General features: G+C 41.5%; 20 protein-coding genes and 1 riboswitch. Of the genes, 16 read left to right on the top strand and 4 right to left on the bottom strand.

Annotated elements, in window-relative coordinates:
* Positions 1 to 683 precede the first annotated feature (683 nt).
* The 10 genes from R2B77_RS08945 to R2B77_RS08990 all read left to right on the top strand — a co-directional run bounded on the left by R2B77_RS08945 (position 684) and on the right by R2B77_RS08990 (position 11626).
* The gene (locus R2B77_RS08945) at positions 684 to 1544 is read left to right on the top strand and encodes a DUF72 domain-containing protein (protein WP_203247982.1); all 861 of its coding nucleotides are present in this window, start codon (positions 684 to 686) and stop codon (positions 1542 to 1544) included.
* Between the two features lie 5 nt (positions 1545 to 1549).
* Positions 1550 to 2374 carry a sulfite exporter TauE/SafE family protein gene (locus R2B77_RS08950; protein ID WP_203247981.1) on the top strand — a complete coding sequence of 275 codons (825 nt, stop codon included), beginning with the start codon at positions 1550 to 1552 and terminating at the stop codon, positions 2372 to 2374.
* A gap of 15 nt (positions 2375 to 2389) precedes the next feature.
* A complete protein-coding gene (locus R2B77_RS08955) occupies positions 2390 to 3742 on the top strand; it encodes a bifunctional metallophosphatase/5'-nucleotidase (RefSeq protein WP_322555680.1) in 1353 nt (450 codons plus the stop codon).
* A gap of 46 nt (positions 3743 to 3788) precedes the next feature.
* Positions 3789 to 4553 carry a sporulation protein YunB gene (gene yunB / locus R2B77_RS08960; RefSeq protein WP_203247979.1) on the top strand — a complete coding sequence of 255 codons (765 nt, stop codon included), beginning with the start codon at positions 3789 to 3791 and terminating at the stop codon, positions 4551 to 4553.
* A gap of 125 nt (positions 4554 to 4678) precedes the next feature.
* A riboswitch (Lysine riboswitch) is annotated at positions 4679 to 4858 on the top strand.
* A 144-nt stretch (positions 4859 to 5002) separates the two neighbouring features.
* Complete coding sequence (locus R2B77_RS08965) at positions 5003 to 6568, top strand: Na+/H+ antiporter NhaC family protein (RefSeq protein ID WP_203247978.1); 1566 nt, start codon at positions 5003 to 5005, stop codon at positions 6566 to 6568.
* A 257-nt stretch (positions 6569 to 6825) separates the two neighbouring features.
* On the top strand, positions 6826 to 8016 hold the full coding sequence (locus R2B77_RS08970) for an ABC transporter substrate-binding protein (protein ID WP_203247977.1): 1191 nt from the start codon (positions 6826 to 6828) through the stop codon (positions 8014 to 8016).
* A 292-nt stretch (positions 8017 to 8308) separates the two neighbouring features.
* Positions 8309 to 9184 carry a branched-chain amino acid ABC transporter permease gene (locus tag R2B77_RS08975; RefSeq protein ID WP_203247976.1) on the top strand — a complete coding sequence of 292 codons (876 nt, stop codon included), beginning with the start codon at positions 8309 to 8311 and terminating at the stop codon, positions 9182 to 9184.
* A gap of 13 nt (positions 9185 to 9197) precedes the next feature.
* Positions 9198 to 10148 (top strand): branched-chain amino acid ABC transporter permease, encoded by a 951-nt coding sequence (locus R2B77_RS08980; protein ID WP_203247975.1) that lies wholly within the window; start codon positions 9198 to 9200, stop codon positions 10146 to 10148.
* On the top strand, positions 10138 to 10932 hold the full coding sequence (locus R2B77_RS08985; RefSeq protein WP_203247974.1) for an ABC transporter ATP-binding protein: 795 nt from the start codon (positions 10138 to 10140) through the stop codon (positions 10930 to 10932). Before R2B77_RS08980 ends, R2B77_RS08985 begins: the two co-directional genes overlap by 11 nt.
* Positions 10919 to 11626 carry an ABC transporter ATP-binding protein gene (locus tag R2B77_RS08990; protein ID WP_203248106.1) on the top strand — a complete coding sequence of 236 codons (708 nt, stop codon included), beginning with the start codon at positions 10919 to 10921 and terminating at the stop codon, positions 11624 to 11626. The genes R2B77_RS08985 and R2B77_RS08990 overlap by 14 nt, the downstream gene beginning before the upstream one ends.
* Here the strand turns inward: R2B77_RS08990 and R2B77_RS08995 are convergent.
* Complete coding sequence (locus R2B77_RS08995) at positions 11620 to 11823, bottom strand: hypothetical protein (protein ID WP_203247973.1); 204 nt, start codon at positions 11821 to 11823, stop codon at positions 11620 to 11622. The genes R2B77_RS08990 and R2B77_RS08995 overlap by 7 nt on opposite strands.
* Positions 11824 to 11966: 143 nt before the next feature.
* Between R2B77_RS08995 and lipA the strand changes: the two genes are divergently transcribed.
* From lipA to R2B77_RS09015, 4 genes are all read left to right on the top strand, one after another.
* Complete coding sequence (gene lipA, locus R2B77_RS09000) at positions 11967 to 12914, top strand: lipoyl synthase (RefSeq protein WP_203247972.1); 948 nt, start codon at positions 11967 to 11969, stop codon at positions 12912 to 12914.
* A gap of 80 nt (positions 12915 to 12994) precedes the next feature.
* Complete coding sequence (locus tag R2B77_RS09005) at positions 12995 to 13306, top strand: YutD family protein (protein ID WP_203247971.1); 312 nt, start codon at positions 12995 to 12997, stop codon at positions 13304 to 13306.
* 118 nt (positions 13307 to 13424) lie between these two features.
* Positions 13425 to 13874, top strand: a complete 450-nt coding sequence (locus R2B77_RS09010) for a DUF86 domain-containing protein (protein WP_203247970.1) — start codon at positions 13425 to 13427, stop codon at positions 13872 to 13874.
* A gap of 2 nt (positions 13875 to 13876) precedes the next feature.
* Positions 13877 to 14638 carry a TIGR01457 family HAD-type hydrolase gene (locus tag R2B77_RS09015; protein ID WP_203247969.1) on the top strand — a complete coding sequence of 254 codons (762 nt, stop codon included), beginning with the start codon at positions 13877 to 13879 and terminating at the stop codon, positions 14636 to 14638.
* A gap of 48 nt (positions 14639 to 14686) precedes the next feature.
* On the opposite strand, the gene R2B77_RS09020 is transcribed toward R2B77_RS09015, so the two are convergent.
* Positions 14687 to 14923: a YuzB family protein gene (locus R2B77_RS09020; protein ID WP_203248105.1), complete on the bottom strand. Its 237-nt coding sequence runs from the start codon at positions 14921 to 14923 to the stop codon at positions 14687 to 14689.
* A 174-nt stretch (positions 14924 to 15097) separates the two neighbouring features.
* Here R2B77_RS09020 and R2B77_RS09025 point away from each other — a divergent pair, with 174 nt between their 5' ends.
* Entirely contained in the window at positions 15098 to 16165 is a 1068-nt protein-coding gene (locus R2B77_RS09025; RefSeq protein WP_203247968.1) for an NAD(P)/FAD-dependent oxidoreductase, read from the top strand.
* Positions 16166 to 16212: 47 nt separating this feature from the next.
* On the opposite strand, the gene R2B77_RS09030 is transcribed toward R2B77_RS09025, so the two are convergent.
* On the bottom strand, positions 16213 to 16545 hold the full coding sequence (locus tag R2B77_RS09030) for a YuzD family protein (RefSeq protein ID WP_404830748.1): 333 nt from the start codon (positions 16543 to 16545) through the stop codon (positions 16213 to 16215).
* An 85-nt stretch (positions 16546 to 16630) separates the two neighbouring features.
* On the opposite strand from R2B77_RS09030, the gene R2B77_RS09035 reads away from it, so the two are divergent.
* A complete protein-coding gene (locus tag R2B77_RS09035) occupies positions 16631 to 16867 on the top strand; it encodes a NifU family protein (protein ID WP_203247966.1) in 237 nt (78 codons plus the stop codon).
* Between the two features lie 48 nt (positions 16868 to 16915).
* Here the strand turns inward: R2B77_RS09035 and R2B77_RS09040 are convergent, their stop codons facing one another.
* Complete coding sequence (locus R2B77_RS09040; protein ID WP_203247965.1) at positions 16916 to 17590, bottom strand: DUF2225 domain-containing protein; 675 nt, start codon at positions 17588 to 17590, stop codon at positions 16916 to 16918.
* Positions 17591 to 18011: the final 421 nt, after the last annotated feature.

The following is an 18011-nucleotide window of genomic DNA, read 5'->3' on the forward strand; positions in this document are numbered from 1 at the left end:
CACTAGCTCATTTTCGGTTCGCTTTCGGAGAACTATTCAAGACATAATTACCAAGGAGGAATTGGGGTTCATTCCCCCTTTAGGAGCAAGCGTGGCTAGAAACGACTTCGTCATTTCTAGCCACGCATTTTTCGGTCGTCTTGTTATGAATAGTTGCCTGTCGCGTACCTACAATATTTAAGTGATAAATGTAGTGGCTCGAAAAGAAAAAAATGGATGGCTTTCTGTAAAGATTGTAAGTGCCCGAAAATGCAATTTCGGGCACTCTTGCACATTGTACAAGGTTTTCCTACTTTACTTCTAGCTAGCTTTATAGAAAATGACACTACCTAAAAATAAAAATGGAAAAGACTATGGGCAAGGCTTCGGCCGCCAAAATTTCATCTTTGGCGGCCCTCTCCAATTAAGAAGCCCTCTATTCCCTCGTCCCAAAAAGCATTAGCACTTCGTGTATCAACGTTTTTGGAGAGCGACGGATGAACGACCACCATACGATTACCGAAGAAATATATAGGGATGCGGCGTAGTCGCATCCCTATATATCATGACATCTTGGTAATCGTAGAGAAGTCGTTCGATCCAAAGCAATCCAAAATTAACAATACACGTAGCGCTCGCCGTAACACTTTCACCCGCATATGTTAGAATAACAATACAGATACATTTGAAAGGAGATAGGAAGGATGATTCAAATTGGATTAACTGGCTGGGGAGACCATCCTACCATTTATAGTCCATCTTCGAAGGCAAAAGAAAAGTTGCTTGATTATAGTGCTCACTTTCCGATTGTTGAGCTAGACTCTACTTTTTATGCGATTCAGCCTGAACGCAACATCCGGAAATGGATTGCTGAGACGCCAGATAATTTCCGTTTTGTTGTGAAGGCGTATCAAGGGATGACAGGACATAACCGCGAACCACTGCCCTATACTTCGATTGACGAAATGTATGAGTTATTTCGATTATCAATTATGCCTTTACAGGAAGCGGGTAAGCTAGCCATGATCCTTGTGCAGTTTCCTCCATGGTTTGATTGTACAAAAGAAAATGTCGATGAAATTCGCTTTATTTGTGATAAATTGCAAGGCTTCGATATCGCAATTGAGTTCAGACATCAGTCGTGGTACTTAGCAAAATTTAAGCAAAGTACATTAGACTTTTTGCGCGAACTAAACCTAATTCACTCCGTTTGTGATGAACCCCAGGCCGGCGATGGTAGTATCCCGTTTGTAGCAAGTACAACACGTTCTGATAAAGTACTCGTCCGACTCCACGGCCGTAATGTCCATGGGTGGCGAAATACGACCGGTGATGATCAGGCGTGGCGTAAGGTGAGGTATTTGTATAATTACAATGATGCTGAGCTGAGAGAAATTCAACAAGAAGTCGAAAAGTTAACTGCTGAAACGAAGGAAGTATTCGTCATTTTTAATAACAATTCTGGCGGACATGCAGCACGAAATGCACAGCAATTTCAAAAAATGCTCAACATCAACTATGAAAGTCTGACGCCCAAACAGCTCAACTTTTTTGAGGGAGAATAAACGTAATGGAATATCTCATCTTAGTAGTAATTGGTCTATTAGCAGGAATTATTGGAGCACTTGTTGGACTCGGGGGAGGCATTATCCTTGTACCAGCAACACTTTTTGTCGGAATTAATCTTGGATTGATTGATGGTATTACACCACAAACAGTCGTTGGCCTGTCGGTCATTATGATGATATTCACGGGGTTAGCGTCTACATTATCTTATATGAAGACAAAAACAATTGATTATAGAAGTGGTCTCATCTTTTTTGCGGGAAGTGTTCCTGGAACCCTTTTAGGAGCTTTTGTTAATAAAGGCCTTGATTTACCATCATTCAATTTATATTTTGGCATTTTACTTATACTATTATCGATACTGCTACTCATACGAAAATATTTAAAGCCAGTCAATTGGTTCGTCAATCACGGTAGAAAAAGAACATTTACTGATAATATGGGACAGACATATGTTTTTGGCTATCCCGTTTGGTTTGCGTTACTTTTAACATTTGGTGTTGGTTTTGCATCGGGGCTATTCGGAATTGGGGGAGGTTCGATCATCGTGCCTGCCATGATTCTTCTGTTCCTTTTCCCGCCTCATGTCGCAGTAGGTACGTCTATGTTCATGGTACTGTTATCAGCATTGGTCAATTCCATTACACATATATCGCTTGGTAATGTGCCATGGCTTTACACAATACCCGTCGTTCCAGCTGCTTATCTCGGGGCGAAATTAGGGGCAATGCTGAATCAGAAGATGAAATCAGAGACACTCGTTTTTGCCTTACGAATTATTCTACTCATATTAGGGATTCGAGCGATTATTGAAGGAATAGCGGGGTGAGTTCCGATAAGTAAAATAGAAACGCTATACTTCTACCATACGAATGATATCCATAGTCATTTTGAAAACTGGCCACAAATCAGTCGACTATTGCTTGAGAAAAAGCAGTTGCACCGTGACAAAAGTGAAGCCTGTTATATATTCGATATCGGAGATCACGTCGATCGTTCCCATCCTTTAACAGAAGGGACGCAGGGCAAAGGCAATGTCCAGTTGTTGAATGAAGCGGGGTTCGATGCGGTCACGATTGGTAATAATGAAGGCATTACGATGTCGAAAGAGGCTCTTATAGCTCTTTATGGAGAAGCTGAATTCGACGTAATCGTCTGTAACCTGTTTGATCAAGGGCATGTAGAGTGGGCTTTACCTTATACGATTTACGTGACAGAGCAAGGGACGAGAATTGGCGTCATCGGTGCGACAGCAGCGTATACTACATTTTATAAAAAGCTAGGATGGGAAGTGACATCGCCTAGCGAGGATTTACAACGGATTGTAAAGGACATTGAAGGGCGAACGGATGTCATTGTTTGTCTATCGCATTTGGGGATTAAGGAAGATGAGAAATTAGCATTGGACTGCCCTGCCATCGACGTTATTTTTGGTGCGCATACACATCATCTGTTTCACGAGGGCAAGCTCGTCGGAAATACGCTACTAGCCGCGACAGGGAAATATGGAGAATATGTTGGTCGTGTGACAGTAGACGTTGATGTTGCTGTGAAAAAAGTAGTAAAGATGGCTGCGAAGTTATACAGAGCAGATCAGCTGATTCGTACCGAGGAAGACGTCAGTCAGGTGACTGGACTTATCGAATCGGGTAAGCAGGCAATGCAGGAGAAAGTGTATTATAATCCGACGGCTCTACCGCAAAACTTATTTGGAGTCAGTCCATTAGCTTCCTTTTTTGGTCGTGCCTTAATCGCGTACACAAAGGCGGATTGTGCATTGTTTAACGCAGGTATTTTTCTTGGTAGCTTAGACAAGGGCTGGGTAACGAAAGAAAGCTTGCACACGTTATTACCACATCCGATAAATCCATGTATCATCACATTAGACGGGGCAGAACTACAAGAGGTATATGAGCTATCATTGAATGAAGAATGGCCACAGATTGAAATTAAAGGACTGGGCTTTCGTGGTACGCTAATGGGGGCAATGATTCATGAAAGATTGTACAAGAATCGTCATGGCAAGCTCTATGCCGGGAATCGAGAAGTCGTCAAAGGACAATCGTATACGCTAGCGACATTGGATATGTTTACATTTGGATTTTTCTTTCCGATTCTTCAAGAGGCGAAGAAAGACTATTGTATGCCAGAACTAATCAGAGATGTGCTAGGCTGGTATGGCACTGAATTGTACTGAATAAACGGCTCCTTTTCTGCATATTGTAACAGCAGGAGGAGTCGTTTTGAGATTTCAAAGTCAATTTTCTCGAAAATCTAGGAAAAAGAAACGAAGAATGCTACCGCTCCTTATTCCAGCATTTCTAATCGCAATTGCCTTATCCCTATACATTGTTAATATGAGATTGACACCCATCTATGTTCGATATGCAGAGGCGCAAACGCGTATTATCTCTGCGCATGTCATTAACAAAGCGATTACATCAAAGGACCTTACATTTCCTAGTGTTGAAGAGATGTTTCCTACTAGTTCAAATGAGTCTACTGGGGTAATAAAGATCAATGCGGAGGCCGCCAATCGGGTAGTGGGAGAGATACACGCACTCGTTGCTACTCATCTTAAGGAGGCAGAAGCCGGTAATTTTGACGTGTTACCAGTGCGCGATAATATCGAATACGATTCACAGGCGATGGAAAACCAAGAAGGAATCGTCTTTTTTGTGCCAGTTGGCCAGGCGCTTAATATTCCTTTGCTAGGGAATCTAGGACCTAAAATCCCCATTCGTTTTCATGTCATTGGTGAAGTACACACTGATATTGAACCGACTATTAAGGAATTTGGTATCAACAGTGCATCTGTCGAAGTGAATGTTGTTTTGACAGTGAACGTTCAGATTATCGTGCCATTAGCCACGAGAGAAAGTAAAGTGGAGCAAAGAATTTTGGTTGCAATGGGGATTATACCGGGAACTGTTCCTCCAGTTTACAGCGGTGGTGGAGGTGCAGCGCCTAATGTCGAAATTCCAGTCCAACTTCCGAAACAGGAATAAGTAATGCATAAGGGTCCTACATTCTAGATATTATCCTCGGCTGAAAAATAAATACTCTCTTTCCTTTTTTAAAAGACTTGAAAGTACCACGGTTTATTGTTAGGCTAGTATAGTTAATAAAATACCGATTGGGTAGAGGCTGCATTGCTTATGAGTAGCATACGAGAGATTGACATCTATGACCGTGTGTAAAAGGAAGCTTTGCCGAAGTTTGTTGGGGTTGTCAAGTCCAACAGGCTGGGGTTATTCCGAATAGGGATAACACTGTCATGCATCTTTGTGATGTATGATGAGCTACAAGTCGTACGTTAGATAAGCCAATTTATTTATCCAACAAACGCAATGTAGATAAGGTCGACTCCCATTACACTTCTCTAAGTGTCGATAGGAGTCGGTTTTTTTATTCCCCCATGAAGGGCCTCGACCCAACAATATGGAGGATTTTTAGAATGATTGGAACATGGGTGTCGATTTTGCCGCCACTAATTGCCATTGTAATGGTATTGGCAACAAAACGGGTATTGCTATCACTTGGATCAGGGATTATCGCTGCCGCTGTACTGACAGCATCCTTTTCACCGAGTGAATCCATAAAGTATTTGTGGAATGGAATGATTGTCTCCTTCTGGGATGAAGGGGCATTGAATACGTATAATATTTACATTATGCTATTCATTCTTTTACTTGGAGTGATTACAGCATTCGTCAGTTTGTCTGGTGGTAGTAGGGCGTTTGCAGAGTGGGCTGAACGTCGCATTAAGACAGGGCGAGGAGCGAAAATGCTGACGGTACTTCTAGGAATCGCTATTTTCGTAGATGATTATTTTAATGCATTAGCCGTGGGACAAATTGCTCGTCCGATTACAGATCAGCATAAAATTTCGCGTGCGAAATTGGCTTATTTTATCGATTCGACGTCAGCACCTATTTGTTCGATTTCGCCCATTTCAAGCTGGGGAGCGTTCTTAATTGGACAGATGGCCCTTATATTTGGAGGGGCTGCAGCTATCAGTTATTCGCCGTTGTCTGCATTTATCATGATGGCACCGATGAATTTCTACGTTGTTGCAACGCTTGCAATGGTTTTCTTCTTTGCATGGACGGATATCGATTTATTCACGATGAAGAAGCATGAAAGGCTTGCGAAAGAGGAAGGCCAATTATTTGATCCGAATAAAGGGATTCCTGGTCAATTAAAAGAGGATTTCCCTGCACACACTTATGGTCGTGTACGCGATCTAGTCGCGCCAATTGTGTCGCTTGTAGTTGTCACGTTTGCCATGATGCTTTGGACAGGCTATGTGATTGGTGGATCCTCAAGCATATGGTCAATATTTGAGAATACGGATGTGCCTCTGTCCTTGCTGGCAGGTGGAATCGCCGGGGCATTAGCCGCTGCAATTCTATATGGGTTACAGATGAAATCCAATGAAACTGCTTCAATGCAGCTGATGGTTCGTGCCTTTATAGGCGGTGTACAATCTATGATGCCTGCCGTGTTGATCCTGATATTTGCGTGGGCCTTAACGGATTTAATTGCTATTTTGGATACGGGTGCTTATTTATCAGAAGTCGTGTTAAGAGCAAATCTACCAGTTGCATTTTTACCAGTTATTATCTTTATCCTGGCAAGTCTGATGGCGTTTGCTACGGGGACATCATGGGGCTCGTTCGGAATATTGCTTCCGATTGCCGGGACAATTATGATTGACGCCGCGCCTGAAATGTTATTACCGGCACTTGCAGCAGTTCTAGCAGGGGCTGTGTTTGGAGATCATTGTTCACCAATATCAGATACAACGATCTTGTCGTCGACAGGTGCAGGCAGTAACTTGATGGATCACGTTACGACACAATTACCCTATGCGCTTATTAGTGCTATTGTCGCTACTATAGGTTATTTCGTACTAGGTGCAACAGGCTCTGTGTGGATTGGCCTTGCCGCTGTAATTATCATTCTCATCGTATTATTTACGATTTGGACGATAAGGGCGAGAAGAGAAACAGTAAGCTAACCGCATAATTATAGGTTGAAACGAGAAAGCGATGAAAATTCATCGCTTCTTTTATTATATTAAAACAATTTTTGGACAAAAAAATGTTTTGACAATAGTCAGTTAGGTATATATACTAGTCAATAAGATTATAAAACAATCTTGAAAGTAGTAATCACTCAATTCTTAGTTTTAAAATACTATGAAGGAGGAACACTGGGGGATTCAATATCTACGTTTCAAATTGTTAGAATTTTAAATCACAAGGGGGATTTCAATTGAAATTAAAAAAATTCGCAGGCATATTCGCCACAGCAACTCTTGCAGTTGGACTATTGGCAGGGTGCGGCGCAGGGGAAAAGGCAGATGGAGACAGTTCAAGCAGTAAGGGTGGCGACACGATTAAAATCGGCGTTAACCTAGAATTGTCTGGAGCAGTTGCCTCATACGGGACATCAGAACTTTCAGGAATTGAATTAGCTGTTGAAGAAATTAACGCAGCAGGTGGCGTAGACGGCAAGGATATTGAACTAGTCAAGGTGGATAATAAGTCTGACCCTGCGGAAGCAACAAATGCAGCACTTAAATTAGTCACACAAGATAAAGTTGTAGCGATTATTGGCGCGGCGACAAGTGGCGCGACGGTTGCACAGGCTGAAATTGCTAATGGCAATGAAGTACCGCTTATTACTCCATCAGGTACAAGCCCGACAGTAACGGTTAAAGACGATGGAAGTGTTAATGAGTTTGTATTCCGTACTTCATTCATTGATCCTTTCCAAGGAACAGTTGCAGCGAACTTTGCAGCAAATGACTTAAATGTAAAAACAGCTGTTATTTACAAGGATAACGCGAGTGACTATTCAAAAGGTCTAGCAGATTCGTTCAAAAAAGATTTTGAAGCAGCGGGCGGTAAAGTTGTATCAGAAGAATCATATGTTGGGAAAGACACTGATTTCCGCTCAACATTAACACGTATTAAAGCAGCAGATGCAGAATTCATCTTCATCCCAGGTTACTATGAAGAAGTTGGTTTGATTGTTAAACAAGCTCGTGAAATGGGTATCACAGTTCCGCTAATGGGTGCAGACGGCTGGGATTCTCCAATTTTAATGGATCTAGCTGGAGCAGAGGCATTGAACAATACGTTCACAACAAATCACTATTCTGCTGAAGATCCAGACGGTATCATCCAAAATTTCAATGATAAATTCGAAGCAAAATATAGCAAATTACCAGATTCATTTAACGCACTTGGCTATGACACAGTATACCTACTAGTTGACGCTATTAAACGTGCTGGTGGAGCAGATTCAGTTAAAATTAAAGACGCTTTAGCTGCAACAAGTGAACTTGAACTTGTTACGGGTCTGTATTCAGTAGATGAAAATCATCACCCTATCAAATCTGCTACAATTCTTGAATACAAAGACGGAGAACAAGTCTTTAAAACAAAAGTAAATCCTTAATTCAAATGCTCGGAACTGGAATGGGGGGGAGGTCTTCCTCTCATTCCTTTTTTATGGACTATTCTATGTATATGTTGAACTAATGATTCTATATAATCTCGGGCGAAGGCGCCTTATTGCGGGAGGCATTGGGGAGGGATGCAATTCAATCCAATCCTTCCTTAAGCGCAAAGAGTTATTTGTAGAATTCTTTATATCAAACATATATATGTTGAAAAAAGAAAAACAGCGCAGATGTCTTTAAAGGGGGGACCTGTGCGCTTTTTTATGAAAACAAAGGAGTGAAAATTGCATGGAATGGTTACAACAGCTGGTAAATGGTATTTCACTCGGAAGTATATATGCGTTAATAGCTTTGGGCTATACAATGGTTTATGGGATTATAAAGCTCATTAACTTTGCGCACGGGGAAGTTTTTATGATTGGGGCTTTCATCGGCTATTTTTGTATAGCTGGATGGGGATTTGGACTTTTCCCCGCATTATTCATCGCGATGACAAGCTGTGCAATCATTGGTGTTATCATTGAACGTATTGCTTATAAAAGATTGCGAAATGCAACGAGAATAGCAGTATTGATTACGGCAATTGGGGTATCGCTTCTGATTCAAAATGGTGTTATTTATATGCGTGGGGCGCAGCCAGAAGCTTATCCAGCAGTATTTGCTAACAAATCATTTGATTTGTTAGGCGTTCAAATTAGTAGTCAATCAATCTTAATCCTCTCCGTTTCTGTCGGGCTAATGATCATACTTCAATTTATTGTACATAAAACAAAAATTGGAAAAGCGATGAGGGCAGTTTCTTATGATAGTGAAGCGGCAAAACTGATGGGGATTAATGTAGATAACACAATCTCAGCTACGTTTGCGATTGGTTCAGCACTAGCTGGAGCAGCAGGCGTTATTTTCGGTATTTATTATACAAAGATTGACCCGTTAATGGGTGTTATTCCTGGTTTGAAGGCATTCGTTGCCGCTGTTCTTGGTGGAATTGGTATTATTCCAGGAGCGATGGTCGGCGGGCTTGTGCTTGGAGTTGTCGAAACGTTTGTTAGTGCACTCGGTTTCTCACTATGGAGAGACGCAGCGGCATTCATCATTTTGATCTTAATACTCATTTTCAAACCGTCAGGCATCTTTGGTAAAAATACGCGTGAGAAAGTGTAGGTGAAAGGATATTATGAAAAAGTCTAAACAGTTTTGGATATTTATCAGCTCATCTATTGCGGCATATGCGATTGTTCAACTTCTCATTATGATGGGCATTTTGGATGATTTCTATATCAATACAATTGTTTTCATGTCCATCAATATTATGTTGGCGGTCAGTTTGCATTTAGTTATTGGGATTACAGGTCAGTTCTCACTTGGACACGCTGGGTTTTTAGCAGTCGGTGCGTATGTCTCGGCCATTGTCACGATGAAATTGCATTTACCATTCCCGGTTGCCATTTTGGCAGCAGGTGTGGTGGCGACGATTGCTGGTTTAATCATTGGGATTCCAAGTTTACGGTTACGAGGAGATTATCTAGCGATTGCTACACTTGGTTTCGCTGAAATCATCCGAATTATTTTCTTGAATATTGAATATGTCGGTGGGGCTGCGGGCATGCAAGTCACGCATTTAACAAATTGGACTTACACATTTATTTGCCTATTCGCAACAATCGTGATCATTGTCAACTTTACCAATTCACGACATGGTCGAGCGTGTATTTCTATTCGTGAGAATGAAATTGCAGCGGACGCTATGGGGATTAACACAACGTACTATAAAGTACTAGCGTTTGCGATTGGTGCATTCTTTGCCGGTATTGCTGGCGCATTGTATGCACATAACTTCTATATTATTCAGCCCGTTAACTTTGGGTTCTTAAAATCCATTGATATTTTAATTTATGTCGTGTTAGGTGGACTTGGAAGTTTGTCAGGCGCTATTGTGGCGACGGTTCTGCTGACAATCGTTTCTACTTTCTTACAAGGGTATCCTGAAACACGCATGATTATTTATAGCCTTGTTTTAATCATTGTGATGCTTTATCGTCCGAAAGGATTAATGGGTACGATGGAAATCACCGATTATTTCAAGCTTTGGAGAGGTTCGAAAGGAGGCAGAAAACATGGCCAGTGAACCGTTGCTTAAAGTTACAGATGTCGGTATACAGTTTGGTGGACTTAAGGCTGTCGCGAATTTCAATATGGAAATCAACCAAGGAGAGCTTGTTGGATTGATTGGTCCTAATGGTGCGGGTAAAACAACGAGTTTTAACTTGTTAACAGGTGTTTATGTACCAACTGAAGGCGATATTTTACTGAATGGAGAGCGCATTAATGGTATGGCTCCTTTTCAGGTAACACGCAAAGGTATAAGTAGAACGTTCCAAAATATTCGGTTATTCAATGAATTATCGGTATTGGATAATGTAAAAGTAGCGTATCATTCTTTAGCGAAACATTCCGTACTCAGTTCAATGCTACGCTTACCTGCACACTTTTCCGGTGAAAAAGAAATGGAAGAGAAAGCAATGGAATTTTTGAAAATCTTTAAGTTAGATCAATATAAAGATGAAGATGCCAAGAACTTAGCGTATGGGAAGCAGCGGAGATTGGAAATTGCGAGGGCGTTAGCTGCAGGACCTCAACTATTACTATTAGATGAGCCGGCTGCTGGTATGAACCCGCAGGAAACGAAAGAATTGATGGACTTAATCGCTTTTGTGCGAAAAGAATTCAATTTGACGATTTTATTAATCGAACATGATATGAATTTAGTCATGGGAATCTGTGAGCGTATTTACGTATTGGATCATGGTGTACTTCTTGCTGAAGGATCTCCTGAAGAAATCCGTAATAATCCAAAAGTAATCGAGGCTTATTTAGGGGAGGAAGTTCATGATGAGCATGTTGAAGATTGATGATATCAATGTCTATTATGGCAGTATCCATGCCCTGAAAGGTGTTTCGCTGGAAGTAAATGAAGGTGAGATTGTTACACTAATTGGTGCCAACGGAGCAGGAAAAAGTACATTGTTAAAAACATTGTCGGGTTTATTGAAACCGAAAGAGGGCTCGATTCACTATTTAGATTCCCCAATAGCTGGTAAACAGGCTCAAGCTATAGTAAAGGCAGGAATCTCTCATGTGCCGGAAGGAAGACGCGTATTTGCGGATATGAGTGTTGAGGAAAATATTGAATTAGGTGCTTTTTTACGAAAGGATAAAGCTGGGATTCAAGAAGATTTTCAAAAGGTTTATAAGATATTTCCACGCTTGCTTGAGCGTCGCAAGCAATCTGCAGGGACGTTATCGGGCGGCGAGCAACAGATGCTAGCAATGGGCAGAGCGATTATGGCGAGACCGAAGTTGTTATTATTGGATGAGCCGTCTATGGGCTTAGCGCCGCTAATGGTGAAAACAATTTTCGAAGTCGTCAAGGAAATTAATAAGGAAGGCACAACGATTTTACTCGTTGAGCAGAATGCCAATATGGCCCTATCAATTGCAGATCGAGCGTATGTTATTGAAACAGGTAGGGTTATCCTATCGGGGACTGCGGAAGAACTACAGGCAAGTGAAGAAATTAAAAATGCTTATCTGGGCGGTCATTGACAATCATTTGAAACTGGAATTAAGTTAAAAAGAGCGGCGGGCCCATTAATTGAAGGGGAAGCCGCTCTTTCTATTGTCCAGTTCTGGGCGCCAGATGCGCGGGTCGCTTCGATTTTGTTGATAAAGGCAAAAAGCGCCTTTATCCTCAATCCCTCCAGCAGGGAAGGATTGAACTGCATCCTTCCTACCTGTCGCATCTAGCAGGCGTCCTCCGCTGTTCGGCAGTTGTTTGAAGTCTGAATATATGATACATTGACAATAGTGCTGGAAACAATTGAACTTCAGCTTCCGGCAGATAGGAAGTTTGGATAGATAGACTGTAGGAATGGAGTAGATCGTTGTGACGTGCAAACCAGAACAAGGTACGAGAGACGGGCATATTAAAAAACCAGATTGGCTAAAAATTAAGCTGAATACGAATGATAATTATGTGGAACTCAAGAAAATGATGCGAGAGAATAATTTGAATACCGTATGTGAAGAAGCCCGCTGTCCGAACATCCACGAATGTTGGGGGGAGCGTCGCACAGCAACGTTCATGATTCTTGGAGCAGTTTGTACGCGCGCTTGTCGCTTTTGTGCAGTCAAAACAGGATTACCAACAGAACTAGATATAGCAGAACCAGAACGCGTTGCGGATTCGGTTGCACTTATGAATTTAAAGCATACTGTTGTAACAGCAGTTGCGCGTGATGATCAGAAGGATGGCGGATCTGCCATTTTTGCAGAAACGATTCGTGCCATACGCCGAAAAAACCCGTTCACCACTGTGGAAGTGTTACCATCGGATATGGGGGGCGACTATGATAATTTGAAGCGTCTAATGGATGCAAAGCCTGATATACTCAACCATAATATAGAAACCGTAAGGCGCCTGACGCCAAGAGTTCGTGCTCGGGCAACTTATGATCGTTCATTGGAACTACTACTTCGTGCAAAAGAAATGCAACCAACAATTCCTACAAAATCTTCTTTAATGCTCGGTCTTGGTGAAACGCATGAGGAAATTTTAGAAACGATGGATGATTTGCGTGCGCATAAAGTAGATATTATGACAATCGGTCAGTATTTGCAGCCAACGAAAAAACATTTAAAAGTACAGAAATACTATTCGCCGCAGGAATTCGGTGAATTAAGAAAAATTGCAATGTCCAAAGGCTTTACACATTGTCAGGCTGGCCCATTAGTACGTTCGAGTTACCATGCTGATGAGCAAGTCAATGCTGCAGCCAAAGAAGTACAGCGTCGTGGTGAAATAGAGCTTGAAGGCTCGCTACAATCAACTTGAATCAGTAAGCCCTGCTGATTCAAGTTGAGCCTCCGGCGTAATTGATTAAAGGTGCAATCGATTAAGTGGCGGTGAAATGAATGATAAAGTTAGATGATTGGCAGTTTGAAATCGTGAAGAATTATCGTGATGGCTTCAATGAAGAAGCACTTCATGCACGTTATAGTGATGTTCTTCTTAAATATGACTATATACTTGGTGACTGGGGATACGGTCAACTTCGCTTAAAAGGTTTCTTCGATGATACGAACCAGAAGGCAACGTATGAAACAAAGATTGGCACTTTGCAGGATTATCTTTATGAATATTGTAATTTTGGCTGCGCTTATTTCGTTTTGAGAAAAGCGGAGCGTATCAAACCAGATTTACAGCTTACAGAAGCAGTAGAATAACACGGCTCGCATATGGATGCTATGGTCCATATGCGAGTCTTTTTTATGGAGTGAGCGAGATATGGTATTATAGAAAAGGATACATAATGCTAATCATAGCAATCAGGAGGGACAGTCTGTGTACTTTGTAGATAGAAATCAAATTAATAAAGCACTCGAGCATATGGAGCATTTGCTTGGGGTATATGAAAATGGAAGTCATTGGACAGATGACGAAGTTCATTCACTGGCGTTAGAACGAATCGCACAAGTTGTTATTGAATCTATTATTGACGTTGGTAATTCGATGATTGACGGTTTCATCATGCGTGATCCTGGGAGTTATGAGGATATCATTGATATTATGGAAGATGAGCGTGTCGTAACACCTGAAATGGCGGCACCACTAAAACAAGTAATCGACCTCAGAAAAATGATTGTTCGCGAATTCACAGAAGTGGATATTACTGAAATTAACAAAGTACTCCATGACACATTAGAAGAACTTCAAGAATTTCCAAACAAAGTCCGTTATTACCTTGAAAATGAACTAGGTCCAGTATCCGCATTTTTACCCGAGGATAAATGAAGATGGATCAATATAAAGCGATTTGTCTTGATTTAGATGGAACTGTTTACCGAGGGATTGAACCGATTCCAGAGGCAGTGTCTTTCATCGCAAGTGCCCAAGCGCGGGGTATCAATCCTTATTTTATTACAAATAATTCTTCTATGACGCGCTTACAGCTTCAAGAAAAACTCGCTTCATTTGGTATCCAAACAGATGCTGCTCATATTATGACGTCTGCTATTGCGGTAGCGAAATATTGCAAGGCGAATTATCCAGATGCGTCTGTCATGATGATTGGCGAAAAAGGGCTTGAGGAAGCGTTAGTAGAAGAAGGAATTGAGCTCAAACAGGACAATCCAGATGTGGTTGTGATGGGAATTGACCGTGATATTACGTATGCAAAGCTAGCAGCCGCTTGTCTTGCTATTCGAGCAGGTGCTCATTTCATCGCAACGAATAGTGATCAGGCCTTTCCAACAGAGAAAGGCCTTGTTCCGGGAAATGGTTCTTTTGTGAAGCTGATGGAGAGTGCAACTGGGAAAGTGCCTGTCTTTGTTGGAAAACCAGAATCATCTATGTTAGGTTTCATTCAAAAGGAAAAAGGCTATCGTAAGGAAGAGATGATTATGGTTGGAGATAACTATGACACCGATATCCAAGCTGGAATACGTTTTGGAATTGATACGCTTCATGTAGCAGGTGGGGTAACATCGACGGAGGACGTATTGTTAAAAGAGCAGCAACCGACGTATCTATTTCCAACATTGTTGGAATGGAGCTGAAAGAAATTAAAAAGCTAACCGCCTTAACTGGGCGGTTAGCCAAAATGCTCAAAAGAGCGGATTGTCCTCGATGAATTGATAGATACGTTTGGTCAGTTCCTCAGGTGTGTCAGCTTCGACAATTTCACCATTGACAACTGCGTAAAGTGTTTCCATACATTTTGTACAATAGCTCAGACAACCATATTCAAGAATGTCTAGATTTGGATCTTTTTCCAATGCTTCGAAAGTTTCTTGTGATCCATTTGCAAGATTACTTATGCAAAATTCGACAATTGGATTCATGGCGATCACCTCACTCACTTGGAATCCTACTCCTTTTTTCTTCACACGTCAATTCCTCTGTATTACTTCGAACAAAGAAAGTTACTTTACAATGACTCATTGTGAAGCTTGTCACAAACTGATATAATCGGAATGAGAAAGTAACGGATTATTGTATTATGAAGGAGAAAAGTTATGAGAAAACTTGTACTACTTGGTGCTGGATACGGTAATATGCGTATTATGCTACGTTTATTGACGAAGGATCTTCCAGATGATATTGAAATTACACTTGTCGATCGGACCCCTTTCCACAGTTTGAAAACGGAGTTTTATGGGCTTGCGGCTGGGACAGTGTCAGATTCTGAGGTCCGCGTTGCATTACCTATCCACGACAGATTGAAAGTGGTTGGCGGTGAAATTATTGAAATCAGGCCAGATGAAAAATGTGTCTATCTCGATGATGGCGTTCAGATTAAGTATGATGAGCTTGTCATCGGTCTTGGCTGTGAGGACAACTATCATGATGTACCAGGAGCTGCTGAATACACGTATAGTATTCAAACAATCGGCAAGTCAAGAATTGCTCATGAGAGAATTCTTGGTTTTGGAGCAGGTGCTACAATCGGAATCGTCGGCGCTGGTTTAAGTGGCATTGAACTAGCGAGTGAATTGCGTGAAAGTAGACCCGACTTGAACATTAAATTATTTGATCGTAGCCCACGAATTTTGCGTGATTTCCCTGAGCGACTTAGTAATTATGTCAAAGGGTGGTTTGACGATCATAATGTAGATGTCGTGTCGAATTCTAACATTACAAGAGTAGAGCCGAATGCGCTGTATAATCATGAAGAAACAATTCCAGTCGACGCTGTTGTGTGGACGGCGGGTATTCGTCCTGTTGCATCCGTTCAAAACATTGAGACTGAAAAAGATAGTTCAGGCCGCGTAGTGCTTAATATGCATCATCAGTTGCCTTCGTTTAACGATGTTTATGTCGTAGGGGATTGTGCTTCACTACCTTACGCTCCTAGTGCTCAGGTAGCTGAGGAGCAGGCGGAACAAATCGTCAAAGTGTTGCGCTTAGTATGGAGTGGCGAAGCATTACCGGAGAAGATGCCAGAAATAAAGCTAAAAGGCTTCCTCGGTTCATTAGGAAAGAAACAAGGCTTTGCCTATCTTGCAGATCGAACTGTCACGGGACGTATTGCAAGGCTGCTAAAATCAGGCGTACTGTGGATGTACAAATGGCATAATGGGTAAAAAAGAAAACCTCTTCATGATTAGTCATGAAGAGGTTTATTTCATTATTAAGCCTGTGCTACAAAACCGTGTTTTTCAAGTTCCGCAAAGACCGGTTTGAGTTGAATATAACCCTCACCAATCATTTCGTCTTCAATCATGACCAGTGGGTAGAAAAATTCATCATTACGTACTTGCTCCGCAAGTGCGCTTTGTTTAGCATCCGCGATATTTTCTGCGTCGATATCAATATACTGAATGTCGTATGGCTGATTCGGATACTTTCTGTCGATAGCAGCTTGTAGCCATTCATATGTGTCTTTGGAGGAAGGTGCATTTACACAGCTGGCACAGATGATCTCTGCCCCGTAAATTTCGATGCTTACTTTATCCTTTTTCAAATGAATAAACTCCTTTCGGCGCATTATTGGATTTTTTTTAGATTGCAGTTTATAATAAGTATAATGAAAGGGGAGTTAAAAAACAATGACAGATACAATGTTGACTGAACCGGTACAAGAAGTATTAGATAAATTACGCCCATTCCTATTACGTGATGGCGGCGACTGTGAATTGGTTGATATTGAGGACGGCATCGTGAAACTTCGCCTTCTTGGCGCTTGCGGAACATGCCCAAGTTCAACAATCACATTAAAAGCAGGTATTGAGCGTGCTCTTCTTGAAGAAGTTCCAGGTGTTGTCGAAGTGGAGCAAGTATTCTGATTTAGTAAATACTACGAAAGCGGGCCAAATTATGGCCTGCTTTTTCGATTACACTTCTCGAATTTCCTGCCAACGATCCTTGGCCATTTGAATAATTTGTGGTTCAGTCGAATTACGTTGACCTTCAATCACTCGTGAGAAATGACGAATCGCCTCTTCCTTATCACTGATTTTCCAAGAAAGCTCCGCAATGATATAAAGTACTCTCGTTTCAGTCATTTGAGTGCCTGAATAATCCCCTTCAGAATAAGAATTAATATATAAATCCCTAGCAATTTTCATAAAGCGCTGTTCTTCTTGCTGCTCATCTTTGTCGCGGTATAACCAAGCAACGCGTAAAGTAAGTCCTGCGATGGAAAGTGCTTTTTCCTTTTTTAATAAGGCGCTGAGGTAGGCAAGCTTGTACGTTTCAATGGCTTCGTCGATATCACGCTCAGAACCGTATGAGCGTCCATTCCATTGTGCTGTAATTTTTTTGTCTATCTCTTCCTTTGTTCCAGGCGCAAAATAAGGCGCGAAATCATCTGTGAATGAGAAGCCGCAATGTGGGCAGACTGCAACATTATACAGAAGTGGTTTGATTTCAGGATCTGAGTAGACAGGTTTAAAATCACTTTCATGGGATGTGACTCGGACAAATCTAGAACGGACTTTTGTTGTGACAAAATTTTTTTTACAATTGAGACATGCTATTTTTTTATCGTAATATGGGGTGATCTCCATTTGAATCATCCTTTCGTACCATCTCTCTCATTATAGCGTAAAAACCCCTAACTTGCTTCAGCAGAAGTCCCTCACTTCAATAAATGGTGGGATGAATCTAAATAGGCATTCAAATCTTTGGGAGTTCAAACAACTGCTGAATCAAGTTAAAGCCTCCGGCGGATGTCACAGATTTTGAAGGGAGTTAATTGGGGCAGTCTAAGTTCGCGACGTCCTGTCGCAATGACTGCATACCCACATCCTGTGGGCACAATTCAAAATCTGGACGCAATTACGCCGAGGCGTAATTGATTAGACGAGTAATTATGATTGCGTTAAGTATAAATTCCTTGCTATGATAGATAATAGAAAACAAAGGGAAGGTGAACACGCATGGCACAAGTTGTTGAAGTTACCGAGGCAGCGGCATTTCATGTAAAGG

The sequence above is a fragment of the Sporosarcina beigongshangi genome, assembly GCF_033485195.1.
In the GTDB taxonomy this organism is placed as follows: domain Bacteria; phylum Bacillota; class Bacilli; order Bacillales_A; family Planococcaceae; genus Sporosarcina; species Sporosarcina beigongshangi.

Coding starts and splice junctions, on each gene's coding strand:
- R2B77_RS08975 (WP_203247976.1), top strand. CDS start 8,309: ATGGAATGGTTACAACAGCTGGTAAATGGTATTTCACTCGGAAGTATA.
- R2B77_RS09015 (WP_203247969.1), top strand. CDS start 13,877: ATGGATCAATATAAAGCGATTTGTCTTGATTTAGATGGAACTGTTTAC.
- R2B77_RS08980 (WP_203247975.1), top strand. CDS start 9,198: ATGAAAAAGTCTAAACAGTTTTGGATATTTATCAGCTCATCTATTGCG.
- R2B77_RS09005 (WP_203247971.1), top strand. CDS start 12,995: ATGATAAAGTTAGATGATTGGCAGTTTGAAATCGTGAAGAATTATCGT.
- R2B77_RS09025 (WP_203247968.1), top strand. CDS start 15,098: ATGAGAAAACTTGTACTACTTGGTGCTGGATACGGTAATATGCGTATT.
- R2B77_RS08965 (WP_203247978.1), top strand. CDS start 5,003: ATGATTGGAACATGGGTGTCGATTTTGCCGCCACTAATTGCCATTGTA.
- R2B77_RS09040 (WP_203247965.1), bottom strand. CDS start 17,590: ATGGAGATCACCCCATATTACGATAAAAAAATAGCATGTCTCAATTGT.
- R2B77_RS08995 (WP_203247973.1), bottom strand. CDS start 11,823: ATGCGACAGGTAGGAAGGATGCAGTTCAATCCTTCCCTGCTGGAGGGA.
- R2B77_RS09035 (WP_203247966.1), top strand. CDS start 16,631: ATGACAGATACAATGTTGACTGAACCGGTACAAGAAGTATTAGATAAA.
- R2B77_RS08990 (WP_203248106.1), top strand. CDS start 10,919: ATGTTGAAGATTGATGATATCAATGTCTATTATGGCAGTATCCATGCC.
- R2B77_RS09020 (WP_203248105.1), bottom strand. CDS start 14,923: ATGAATCCAATTGTCGAATTTTGCATAAGTAATCTTGCAAATGGATCA.
- R2B77_RS08985 (WP_203247974.1), top strand. CDS start 10,138: ATGGCCAGTGAACCGTTGCTTAAAGTTACAGATGTCGGTATACAGTTT.
- R2B77_RS08950 (WP_203247981.1), top strand. CDS start 1,550: ATGGAATATCTCATCTTAGTAGTAATTGGTCTATTAGCAGGAATTATT.
- R2B77_RS08945 (WP_203247982.1), top strand. CDS start 684: ATGATTCAAATTGGATTAACTGGCTGGGGAGACCATCCTACCATTTAT.